The organism is Gimesia sp., assembly GCF_040219335.1.
In the GTDB taxonomy this organism is placed as follows: Bacteria; Planctomycetota; Planctomycetia; order Planctomycetales; family Planctomycetaceae; genus Gimesia.
This window is the reverse complement of sequence record NZ_JAVJSQ010000008.1, coordinates 62071-75485: the sequence shown is the minus strand read 5'-3', so window position 1 is coordinate 75485 and position 13415 is coordinate 62071. Positions and strand designations below refer to the sequence as shown.

The window sequence follows — 13415 nt, the reverse complement described above, 5'->3', positions numbered from 1 at the left end:
TCCAGGTTGTCGCTGCCCAGGCCGTCACCCAGGATGTTGTGATCGTTGTCGCCGGTGATGTTGTCGTTGCCATCACCGCCGAAGACATTTTCGATGCTGTTGTCGTCATCGCCACCACCGGTGCCGGCCACCAGGCCGCCGTTGATATTCGTGGCAGTGCCGGCGAACAGGTCGACGGTCACGCCCGTGGTGTAGTCCCGATAGTCCAGGCTGTCGTTACCGGTGTCCCCGTCGAGGGTACCGGTCAGACCGACCCCGTCGCTGAGGTCGAAGCGGTCGTCCTGCGTGCCCCCGATCAGGTTCTGGAAGCTGATGAAGTCCAGGCGCTCTTCGGGTGGAGTCGCAATCGCATCGCCGGCGATCGTCGGTCGGCCGATGGCCAGGTTGTTGCGTTCGGCGATAATGAAGCCTTCATCGTCGGCCGTGATACCCCAGTAGTTGTTCAGGTTGGGGCCTTCCAGCGTGTCGCTGTTGACTGAGCCATCCAGATTATTGATGTTATAAAAGCCGATTCCGCCAGAACCAGTGCCCAAGATGCTGCCGTTGTTCTCGATTCCCTGGAATCCATTATCCGGGCCCAAGCCCCTCAGTTCGACATGTACGGTTGGGGTGTAGGCACTGTAGTCGATGGTGTCGTAATCACTATCCCCGTTAATGTAGCCTCGCAGGACATTGCTTCCCAGGAAGTGGAAGGTGTCTGCATCATCGCCTCCAAACAGCCGTGTATCCACGCCAACGGGTGTGCTGTTCTGCAGAAAGAATTCGTCGTTGCCATCATTACCGCGAATAAAGACATCATCCAAGTCTTCTTGGGTGGTCAGATTGACATTGACCGTATCGTTGCCACTCGTGCCTCTCACGTCCAGAAAATCGATCGCAGTATAAGTCACATCAGTGCCGGGTGCACTGGAGAGTCCATCTATCGTAGTGGAGGTCACTTCAAACGTATCCCCCGTTACATCTCCAAAATCAAACACATATAATGCGTCTAATGTACCACCTTCGCCATCCACATTGACTGTGGCAAAGATATTATCGACTGTAGATGCCCCCCCGATAAGATAGATATCATCATTCCCCAGGCCGCCCAGCACATTCACATTCGTCACCGTACCGGCAGGCGTGGAGCGGATCTGGATGTAATCGTCGGCCGTATCATCGGCCGCGAAGATGTCATCGGCATCCAGTTCGACATTAGTGAGTGTGGTCGCTGAATCCAGGGCAAACAGGTTAATGGTTTCCGCACCGGTTCCCGAGAGGACCCGCAGATCGGTAAAGTCCTCGAACAACAGATCGGTGAAACCGCCGTTCCCGGTGATCTGGGAGATCCCGTCACCGGCACCGGCGTCATCGTTGATGTTAATACCGGTCGTGTCGGGGGTGGATGAGGCATCCACATGCAGGCCACCGGTTCCCGAACCGGAGATGCCGACACCTTCGACGTTGCCGAAGGAGAGTCCCAGGTCGATGTCCGTGTCGCCCACAGCGGCGGCGCCAATGTTACCACTGCCCAGGCCGTCGATCACATCCGAGAAGTAACCGGCATTGTGATCGGTGATGAAGTTCACGTTGATCGCGTCGGTTCCGTTCTTACCGTCGTAGTGAATCGTAATGTCGTTCACATCGTAGGTATTGGGATTGAACTCGTCTTCCAGGAATGTTTCTGCGGCCGCATTCAGGTGCGCCCCGTTGGAGCCTGGAACCGCAGACGGTGCAGCGGTCGCGAAGATCGGCAGGCCGCCTGCGGTTTCGTTGATGTTCAACGTATCATCGTCGTCCGATCCCAGTACGGTGAAGGACAGAATATCCGCATCGTTACCGGTGAAGAAGTTGCTGCCATTGATGTCGATCAGCAGGTTCGTACCACCGGCATCCAGACCGACGTCGATCGTATCGTCGGAAGCGTCTTCGAACCCGGAGAAGAACATATCCAGCACCAGGTGGTAGGAGCCAGCCAGGGTATTCACATCCTCAATACTGCTGTAGCTGACAGCCAGTTCGGTATCGGGAGCCAGGAAGTTAAACGTGCCGGAACCCGGTGCGCCTCCCAGAACCAGGGCGGGATCGGTCACACCACTGAGATCAATATTCAGCGTATCCCCGGGAACCGCCGGGAGAGTCGGATCGCCGCCTACAACAGCAATCGTGGATGTGCTGCTGGGCAGGATATTGAATGTGTCATCGTCATCACCGCCGGTCACCGTCGTTCCCCCCGGGGCGGAAATACCACCAACCAGATCGACAGTACCACCCACGGCATCCGGATCGCCGACACTTGGATCGACGAAGATTCCAATGGTTGTCGCAGCATTGATCTGGGAGGTTGCATCCATGGTGAAGTCATCACCGGCTGTCAATACCACATCGGCGCCGGTTGACTCAACGGTCACACCGGGGTCAATCGTGAGGTCATCACCGGCGGCAGCGGAATCGCCGGCCGTCAGGCTAACGGTTCCAGCTGCAGTCACATTGCTGGAGACGGTCAGTGGGCTGGAGGCGGAAACGGTTACCGAACCGTTCGTGGAAGTGACTCCCGACAGGGGAGCCACATCACCAATGATCAAGGCACCAGTATTACTGATCACGATATCGTTGTTGGTCGTTGAAGCGGACAGTGTGCCGACCGCAGTATCGATGTCACCTGTACCAGCGACTCCAATTCCATCCAGGGCACTCAGGACTGCCTCATCAGCCGTAATTACGGGTGATTCAGTAGCATTGCTATCGATAATTGGTCCGCCTGTGGCAGTCACAGCAACGGTTCCCCCAACACTTTGCAGGTCGGCAATCCAGACGAAAAGCCCTGATACAGTCAGATAGCCGCCATGGGCATTGACCACGCCTCCACTCGTATGATGGATGCTACCCGAACCGATGGCATCAGCGTTGGCGATCACATTGACGATCGCCGCAGTTGTTGTATCGACTAAAGAACTTGTCGTCAGAAACAGATTGTTATTAGAGAGAATATCAATCTGCCCACCATTCGTAATTACGCCGGCTCCAATACTAAGGTCACCTGCATTTAACACGGAAATGGTCGAAGCAGCACCTGTAGCTTCGATGTCCTGATAGGTATTCATGGCACCAACATTAAGATCAATGTTGCCACCAGCGGTAATCCCCACCAGACCGTCGACCGTATCTACCTCTAAGAGACCAAGTTGACTCAAGTAAAGGTCACCGGTGGTCGTATCGGCGGCGATGGTACCAACCGCAAGATCAATATCCCCTGTTCCCGCAGCACCAATGCCGGTCGCAGCCCGCAGTGCTGCGGTGTCAGCGGTAATGAGAGCCCCTTCGGCGCCAGTGTTATCTGTAATCGCACCAGCGGACGTTGTGATCTGGACTTCACCGCTGGTGTTCACGTTTGCCAGGTCGATGTTGCCTGCGGCATCAATGTCGATCAGACCGGTTCCCAGACTGGTCACAAGCGATCCGTCTGCCAGATTCACAGCTCCAGCAGAATCAATGTCGATCAAAAAGGCAGCTGCGTTGGAAATCTGTGCGGGGCTGTTCAACACAAAGTCACCGCCGAAGTTTTGCAGCTTCAACGTTCCCGTAGAAGCACTGACGTTATCGGAAATCGTCATCGTAGCGTTCGACCTCAGATCGACGGCTCCCCCGGTAACTGTGTCACTGACCAACAATGTGCCGGTTGTCGTCAGGAAGATGGAGCTGGCTGCAGCTGTAATACCAGCCAGGCCATCAACCGTGCCAATTTCCAATGCACCGGTGTTGTCAATTGTAAATGCACCACCGGCCACGCTGGTTGCCAGAGTATTGACGTTGGTGTCAATTCCGGTAATACCACCGGGACCACCGACACGCAACGCCGCCCGATCAGCTGTGATCAGAGCATTCCCCGTCAGGTCATTGATTCCGCCGCCGGTAGCCGTCACGCGTACTTCACTGGTTGTGGTCACATTCAACGATTCCACATTGAAGAAGGCGGTTAAATCGATATCACTGGCACCGGCATCAATCGAGCCAGCTGCAGCAAAGGTAATATCAGCGAATGTCGAATCTATATCCACGCTACCCGTAGTGGTAAATGCGCCATTCACGAAGACCTGACCGCCAGTCAGATCCAACACACCCGCTCCGATGTCAACCGTTCCGGTGTTAATGGTATCATCGGTACCCGCATTCACCGTCAGGTTGGCGGTGAAAGTCGAGTCCAGGGGATCGATATTGATAATATCAGCACCACTGCCGCCGGCCAGTTCGGTGTTGATGGTCAGCGTCGCGAGTGGATGAATGAAGTTGACTGATTCACCGAGGTCAGAATCAATCAGTGAAAGCCCATCCCCGGGACCACCGTCATCTGAGAGCGTGATCGTCTCAGCGGCACCTGTGAAGGTAAAGATACGATCAGTGGCGGTGATGGTATCATCAATCGGTTCCAGGCCGGTGTAGGTAATCGTGGCGGTCCCTTCGCCATTGTAGAAAACCGAACCATTGTTGTTATCTACAAACTGATGTTCGACGATCGCGGCGGTACCGCCTAGAATCTGCAGTGTGTCACCGAGCGTTTCGCCGCCGGTTCCGCCGTTAAAGTTGATTCCATTCACCGGATCGAACAACCCACCAGCAGGATTATTGATGATTAAGGTGTCATCGCCGTTCAGACCGTTGAAGGTGAAATCTGTATTGGCATTGAAATTGATGATCGGCCCGCCGTTGATCTGGTACGTCCCCGAGTTGGCAGTCAGAGCGGTAATCGTCAGCGTGTCATCACCGGCGGTACCATCAACGACAATGCTGCCGCCGAAGGTCAGACCTTCGATTTCATCAAAGGTCACATCCTGGAATGGACCGGTCGCAGAGATCGTCCCCCCATCCGTACCGTCTGGTGTGAAGGTGGAAGATTCGCCCGCAGGGGTCAGATATGTCAGTGTATCCCCGGGTGAAGCAGGAGCGGCTGGATTGCCGCCGGCAATGTCAATCGTCGTCAGTGCATTGGGATTTACGGTGAAGTCATCACTGCCTGATCCAGAATAGACGGTCAGATCTTCCACAGTATTGAAATCCAGTCCGGGAATCCCGATGCCCCCAACATGCCCAATCGCAGGACCGATACTGGTGATATTGATCGTATCTCCAGATACATCTCCCGAGTCATCCAGAATCAGTTCATCTGATCCACCATTTCCATAAAATGAGATAATTGAACTGATTCCATCTACGGTACCGCCATCATTCACAGGACCACCATTCCCATCAATGATGAACTGATCAGCGTCATTATCTCCATAAACTCCAATACCAAATGGGGCAAACATGAGCCCGTTCAGGTTAGCCACTCCCCCAAATCCTGGATCGGCATCACCATAGTCAACAAAAACAGCGATGCTTGAGTTAGGGGTAGATATGCTTGCTGTTGGGCTGATAGTTACGTTATCCCCAGCACGCAAGGTAACCCCTGAATTGGCAGAAGAAACTGTTACACCGGGATCAACGGTCAAATCATCCCCGGCACCGACTGAATCAGTAGCTGTGAGCCAGACTGATCCGGTTCCGCTTACATTAACGTTACCCGAAACCTGTAACGGACTGGAAGCAGTAATGTTCACGTCACCGTTATTGGCATTCACCCCTGGAGGATTAGCGGCAACAGCACCGATAGTAAGGGCACCAGTGTTGCTGACGCGGAACTGACCATTTTGAGATCTCCCCGACAGCGTAGCTACGGCCACATCAAGATCTTCACTGGACCCCACACTTAAACCAGCCTCTAAATCGACACCAGTAGCGGTAATCAAAGCAGCTTCACCAGCGGTATTGTCGAGAATAGCCCCGAGGTGAGTATCAATTTGAACTGTACCGCCACGTAGATTGGCAATCTCAATATTATCGTCAGCGGTTACATTTAAATTGCCTCCACGGGCATCAACCAGACTTCCGTCAGCCTGCGTAAAGCCACCACCACCGGAAGTATCTGCATCAGCGGTGAGAGTGACGGTTGCTGCGGTCGTCGTATCAACCACTGACGTTGCCCCAAGGACAAGGTCATTATCGGCCAGCAGGTCGATCGCGCCACCGTTGGTGATCACGTTATTGTTAACATTGATGTCACTGGCAGCGGCCAGGTTAATTGTGGATGCGGCGCCCGTGGCTTCAATTTTCTGATTGATATTCAGGGTCCCACCAATGTTCAGATCGATGTCACCGCCGGCTGTAATCCCCGCCAGGCCATTCACAGTAGTGATCGTGGTCTGAGAGGGTTCAGACAGATAGACATCACCGCTGGTCGTATTGGCAGCGAGGGTGTTGAGAATCAAATTAATGTCTGCAGCCCCAGTGCCCCCGATCCCCGTTGCAGCTCGCAAGGCAACACTACCGGCACTGATGAGTGTGCCTTCCGCAGCAGTATTATCGGTAATACTGCCGGTGGTCGTTGTCAGCTGGACTTCCAGGAAGGTGAAGATCGACGAAAGAGCAATGTTAGTCACCGCATCAATATCAATCAGTCCGATGCTGCTGTGGGTAATCTGACTTCCGTCCGCCATGGTTACGGCGCCGGCGGAATCGATGTCAATCTGATTAGCCGCATTGTTGGAAATGGTCACACCTGGATTCAGGATAAAATCCCCGCCAGTGTTTTCCAGTTCCAGCGCGCCACCTGTGGCAGTGATATTTTCTGCCACTGTCATCGTTCCAGTCGAAGTAATTACGGAAGCCCCGCCGACTGTTACGCCGACCACGGGGCCGATGCCACCGATCAGCAGGGTGCCGGTATTATCTAATTCCAGACCAGCGCCAATATTCGCTTCCAGATTCGAAACTGCCGTTTCCAGAGCATCCCCCACACCAGCTCCGACGCCGGCCGTCAATATGGCATTGGTCGCGATAATGTTGCCTGCGCCTGCATTCGCATCGTTGATGGCACCTGCTGTTGAGGTGACGGTCACAGTGCCGGTAGTGAAGATCCCCCCCAATTCAATATTATTTACAGCCTGTAGTTCAACGTTACTGCTACCAGCATTTATACTTCCCGCAATTGACATGTCGATCGTGTCGTTCGCAGTGATAACTACTGCTCCAGTTGTTGTGACTGCACGAACACTTACCACATCAGCATTGATGGTTGTGTCGCCGCTGCCCAGCGTAAGGCCGTTTGCCAGATTGACGGTATCGTCGTTGCCTTCTCCATTGATGGTAATATTCGCGGCAAAGGCAGGGTCCAGCGAGTTGACGTTGACGATATCATCACCGCCACCGGCGTTGATCGTCAGTGTTCCTGTAGGATTATTAAACGTCGTCAGTTCCCCGGCAGTCGAGTTGACGGTCGTCTGTCCGCCGCCGGCATCGGTCACCGTGATGGTTTCACTGACGCCGCTGTAATTCAGTGTCACATCAGTGGCGTTGATCGTGGATGAAATTGGCTCCAGACCTGTGTAGGTAATGAAGTTGGTTCCTGAACCGTTGAGTTGAATGCGACCGTCGTTGGCATTCGTAAAGAAATATTCGACGGAGTTCAAGGTACCACCAACCAACTCCAGTGTATCAAATCCACCGACCCCACCGTTGAATTCGATTTGCAGCGGCGTGGTATGATCGATGCCAGTCATATCGATTGTCAGGGTATCGTCCTGATTGTCTTCACCGTTGATCACCAGGGGGCCATTCAGTGAAGCCAGAGGTATGGAAGAAATGATATTACCGGAACCGACTTCGGTAATGACCACGTTGCCACCATCGATTTCGATCGTATATTCATCGTCCGTTCCATTCGTCGGCAGATCGACTTCCGGTGTGGAATCGACCATGTGAATGACAACATCGTTACCGTCGCCGCCGACATAGGTGAGGTAGGCACTCAGACCGCTGCCCAGGAAGTTTGTGAACTCATATCCTTCCGGAAGTCCAGGGAATTCACCTGTAACAGAACCGGCTCCATCGTTCTGGATCAACGTGAATACGTCACCATCGACGGGATCATATCCGTCGATCAGGTTCAAAGCGGCGCCACCGAGATCAACGGTCCCACTCACTACAAACTGATCAAAACCAGATCCGGCGGTTGCGCCATTGACATCGATGTCGAGTGTGTCATCGGCATTAAGAATTAAATCGCCGTTGATAATGACCTGGCCGGGGCTGTTGCCGGGAGCCAGAGTGACACTCTTATCGATGCCCGTTGCAGTCGCATCAACATTCCCGGCATAGGTGCCGCTTTTGATATTGATCGTTCCGCCGGGAGTAACTTTCTCAACAGCTTCCTGGATGCGTCCGACAGGACCGGTCTGACCTCCTAAGGCAGTCACATTCAGCGTGGAGAAATCGCCCTGAAAACCTGCGGTAACGCCATCGGTATCGGTGCCGTTGTCGAGGAACGATGTGAAGTCGACCATGAGTGGTGTGCCGCCATCTGCGTCTTCCATTAACGCTTCAATACTACTTTCGCTGGTGGTTCCCCACCAGTTTCCCGACGCATCGACTGCGGTTGTCTGGTCACCGAAATGTCGAATCGCTTTGGCATCGCCGCGAACGCCGCCATCGAGAAATGCGTTGTTGTTAATGTGAATTGTGGATGCATCAATCCCCGATCCTGCATCGGGGGTACGCAATCGGATCCCGTGATTCGGCTCGGCAGCACCGGCGACATCGTTGTAGTGGATCACGTTATTCTCGATTGTCACGTTCTGTGAAACTGTCGTGCCGTACTGTCCTCCCCAGAGCTCGAATGCCTGCCCAAAGAATCCAGGGTAGGCTTCGATGTTCTGGAATGTGTTGCCGACGATTTCACCATCAATTGTTCCAACCTGAAAACCAGTGTAGAAAGTCCCATCGAAAGTGTTTTCTCGGATCTGAATATTACCAGCATCGCCCATATTCATCCCGACGCCGCCTGTAAACTCGTTCTGTTCGACGACCGCGTCATTGATCGTGCCGCCGTTTTGGAAGATTCCCCCCGTCGTTCCAGCGAAGTGGTTTCCGACAATGTGCATTCTCTCGAAAGAACCGCCTCCGCCGACCAGCAGCGCATCACCGTCTCCCGTGAACTGAAAGAGGTTTTGTTCGACTGTCAAATCATCAAACGAACCGGATTGCAACTGGATGCCACCTTGACTCCCCGGAATATTTGTATTGTTGAAAATGTTGTTGGCAATGGTCAAGTTATCCGCACCTGCGTAGCTATCGATCACACGTCCGCCGTTTCCTTCGAAGGAAAAACCGTCGATTGTGGCATCGTCCGCAGTCGGCTGAATCGCATAAAAACCATCATGGTCGATGATACTTTCGGCTCCGCGGGCCATGGTATTCGGGTCAATACCTGCATTAGCTCCGAGCAAATCGACCGACTTGTTCAATGAGATCAGCCCGCTATAGGTACCCGCGGCGACTTGAATGGTATCACCGGTGGCAGCAGCCGCATTGATGGCAGCCTGAATCGTCGCAAATGCTGTCACATTCCACACCGCATTCTGATCCCCTCCTGTGCCGGGGTCGGTGTCGGTCCCGCTGAAATCTGATCCGGAGGTGAAGTCATCATCGACAAAGAAGGTCGTCAGCAACGTCCGATCTTCCAAAACTTCGGCTGTCGTGATCTGGTTCTGTGTGGCGGTCTGCCAGCGTTGGCGGAGGGCTCGACGATCGCGAGAGCGGAAGACGGGGCGTTTTCGGAGACGGGAGGTGACGTTAGCAAGCCAGTTGGTAAGCAGCATCCTGGTTACTCCTCAGAAGTAAATTTTTCAGCTTAACAGTAGGGACGAAATCGATGATGTGACTACCTGATTTCGACAGACCGGGCAGACTGAATGGATGCTCTCACTCTTTATTTTACCTACTCAACGCAAGACGCTCTTTTATTCTTTAACTCAATTTACACCCATTCGATTCATTCAGCACAATCATCACATTTATACTTATCTACCTAAATCAACTTTTGATTTCTACAAAAAAACCCTCTATTTTCACCTGTTTGTATAAAATTTGTCATCCCACAAGTCCAATGTGCAAAAGAACTAAGATATCTTATCAATCAACTATTAAGTGAACATCAACGATACAAACAAGCGCACACAAAACAACTACTTCACATCAACAACTGTCTAAATGAGAGGCTCTCATCGCCCCCTTCCTGAGGCACCCGAAATGGTAAATCGAAGCTGTTCAGAGCCGAAACCGCGTTGGGGAGCCAGCCTGAAGCCCGACCGAATTCAATGATGGCTAACGACTTTTGAAAGAGTCACTGTTCCAGGAACAGCTCCGTTCCTAAAATGAGAACTCAGTGCTGGAATGTACTTGTAGTCCTGTTCTGTGCGAAACCTGGCCGCTTTTTCTTCGCACTAACGTGAGAGACAAATGCAGGGCAACACCTCCTACTGCTGAACCTGACACGCTCGCCCGTGTCTTCCCGGTAATGACCCTCAATTGAGAGACACGTACGAAATCAGTCCCCTTTCGCTGCCTCGCAGCGTTGCAAATAGATCCACGAGAGAAATGACGCCCCTTTCCGCCACCGAAGCTCCGTCAGCCTCGGAAGTATCAGAGACAGAACATTCGCCTGAACCAAATCATTTAAGTAAAGGCCTGACTTTACTGCTGGCGACAACCGTGGGAATGGTGGTCGGCAACCTGTATTACATGCAGCCTCTGCTGGGACTGATTGCAATCGACCTGGGATTGTCGGAGAGTGCGGTCGGAAGCGCAGCGACACTCAGCCTGATTGGTCAGTCATGCGGAATGCTGCTGATTCTTCCCCTGGGGGATATCTTTAATCGACGGCCCCTGATTCTGATCTCGGTGCTGCTCTCCATCTGTGCTTTATTACTGGTTGCCTCGGCTGACAGTCTTGGCTGGCTCTCCTTCGCCTGCCTGGCTCTGGGGTTGTCGACAACCGGCACGCATATGACGATTTCCCTCGCGGCCAGCCTGGCCACTCCCGCAGAACGCGGACGTGTTGTGGGTACAGTCGTAGGGGGCCTGCTGACAGGGCTGTTGCTTTCGCGGACGATCAGTGGAGTTCTGGGGCGGCTGATTGACTGGCAATCGATTTATTACATCGCGGCCTGCATGTTGACCTGCCTGCTGGCCCTGCTCTGGTATGCGTTGCCCAGCACGAAACCACAGATTCGTATGGGATACATTCCTTTGCTGACTTCGATGTGGAAGCTGTTCACATCAGAGAAAGTCCTCAGGGAATCGTGTGTGTTCGGAAGTTTGAGCTTTGCTGCATTCAGTGCATTCTGGATGACGCTCGTCTTTCACCTGGAGCGTCCGCCCTTGAATTATGGCAGTGATGTCGCGGGGATGCTGGGACTTTTGGCCATCGGTGGTGCACTCGCTGCGGGTGGCGTCGGACGTTTGAGCGACCGTTTCGGCGCGCGTCCCATCATCGGCTTGTTCCAGCTGTTTACGCTGTTCTCCTTTGGAATACTCTACTTTCAGGGAGAAACACTGCTCGGGCTGGGAATCGGCGTGGTTCTGATGGACTTGGGAATCCAGGCCGTGCACGTGGGTAATCAGTCGCGGGTTTACAGTCTCTCTCCCGAAGCCCGTAACCGCCTGGGGACGATTTATATCGTGATCTACTTCGCGGGCGGTGCACTCGGTGCAGCAGTTGGCGTCTGGAGCTGGACCGAATTCGGCTGGGCCGGCGTCTGCAGTTCCAGTGCCCTGTTCATGCTGACGGCTACCCTCTACTGGCTGCTCACCATCCGCAGAAACCGGGTTTGACGATTCGCACGACGGTTCACTTGCCGATATTCGCTGGTTGTTGAAAATGAATCAGCGTCGCGCTGTGCCAGGTCTTCTGCTCAGTTTCCACATAGCCGGTCTCCCGGGCAATTGCGCGGATCTGGTTGAGCGAATTCTGGTTCAGGTCGGTATCGGTGGCAGCGGCGACCCAGAACGATCCCGGATCGGTTTTCCAACTGTCGAGTAGATTCTGAAAGAAAGCAATCACTCCTGACTGCGGATTCCAGATGTATGGCAGTGCGTAGCGGGGATGAGGCTCGTCCACATAGAACCGACTCACCCGGCAGGCCACGTATTCCAGAAATACCCGATCCTCTGTCAACGCAGGAACCAGGTAACTTTCGGTCAATCCACTCTGGACCAGCAGGGGTTCGCCTGGTTTTGAGTTCTCAGCAATGAAGGCATTCAGTTCCCGCCATTCGTGTTCGGTCGGGGAGCCGAGCCGCCCCATATCCCAGGGCCCCAGGGGAGACAGGAACCAGGCTGCGCTAAGTACGACCACCGTTGCCCCCACGGAGGTCACCCAGTGCCGCGTCTGAGTCAGCAGCAGTGCAATAAAACAGGCCCCCGCGGGTGCATAAGCGACGCGATAACGGGGATTGGCCAGACTCGACATCTCTCCCGAGGAAAGTACCGCCAGGATCAGTAACGGAAGCAATGAGCAGGTCGCTGTAATCCAGAGTTCTGAGCTGGAAACGGGTTGCGCAGAACGACGCTTGAGTGCCACCAGGAGTACGAGACCACCGACCGGTAAGCCGATCCACCAGAACGGACCAAACAGGTTCCAGATCGAGGTATCACTGCCGCTGAAGTTCAGAATCGGTCCCCACAGCTTGAGCCGCAGCAGGGTCGGGATCAGGGGGAGACCGAGCAGAATCACCAGACCGGCTGCGAGTAAGAGTCTACTGAGGGTGGTGCGATTCAGATCGCGTTGCCACCAGCAGCTGACTGCGACTGCGAGCCCCGAGAGAATGACCAGCAGTGCCGAAGTGTAATGAGTCCAGAGTAAGGCGATGGAGGAGAAGCTCCAGAACAGTGCCGCTCCCAGCGAACGGGGCTGGCGTTGCCAGCGGATCGTAGTCCAGATCACGGCTGCTCCCAGCATGAGCACGAGACCATAACAGCGGGCAATGCGGACTTCATCCATCGCTTCCGGGTGCCAGGCGACCATTAACGCAGCCAGACCGCCTGTCAGCGGAGACCGCATATCCTTCCCCGCCAGCCACGTAATCCAGATCGCGCCCAGGGCACACAGAGCCGAGGAGAGTCGAAACACCAGCTCCGATTTCCCCAGAACCTTGAGAAACCCGATCTGAATCCAACTGGACAGGGGCGGAATCGCGGCGTAGTCCAGACTGCGCATCAGCGAAGTGCCGGGCAGATCGGAATCGATAATCCAGTAAGAACAGTGCTCATCCAGAACCAGCGGTCCGCCTGACAACAGGGGAAACATCAGCAGACACCAGCTCAACAGTGAAAGTGCCAGTAACCCGCGACCGACCAGGGTCATTCGTTGATCTTCAGTTGATGGCAGCGCCAGTTCTTTTTGCTCCATCAATTCAGGCCCGGAGTACAACAAACAGGTGGGAGCTCATCTCTGGAATGAGCCTGCTGCAACAATGTCATTCAACAGAAAGATCAGTGAAGATCATTGTTTCGCATGCAGTCTTAAAGCTTTATTTTTATCAGGCCGCTGAGGCTCTGTCCAC

At 53.9% G+C, this 13415-nt stretch carries 3 protein-coding genes; 1 reads left to right on the top strand and 2 read right to left on the bottom strand.

Annotated elements, in window-relative coordinates:
- Positions 1-9671: hypothetical protein (locus RID21_RS09070; protein WP_350188317.1), on the bottom strand; the 9671-nt coding region annotated here is incomplete at its 3' end.
- Positions 9672-10449: 778 nt separating this feature from the next.
- On the opposite strand from RID21_RS09070, the gene RID21_RS09065 reads away from it, so the two are divergent.
- On the top strand, positions 10450-11685 hold the full coding sequence (locus tag RID21_RS09065; protein WP_350188316.1) for an MFS transporter: 1236 nt from the start codon (positions 10450-10452) through the stop codon (positions 11683-11685).
- Positions 11686-11701: 16 nt separating this feature from the next.
- Here RID21_RS09065 and RID21_RS09060 read toward each other — a convergent pair whose 3' ends face one another.
- The gene (locus RID21_RS09060; RefSeq protein ID WP_350188315.1) at positions 11702-13261 is read right to left on the bottom strand and encodes an ArnT family glycosyltransferase; all 1560 of its coding nucleotides are present in this window, start codon (positions 13259-13261) and stop codon (positions 11702-11704) included.
- Between the last annotated feature and the right edge of the window lie 154 nt (positions 13262-13415).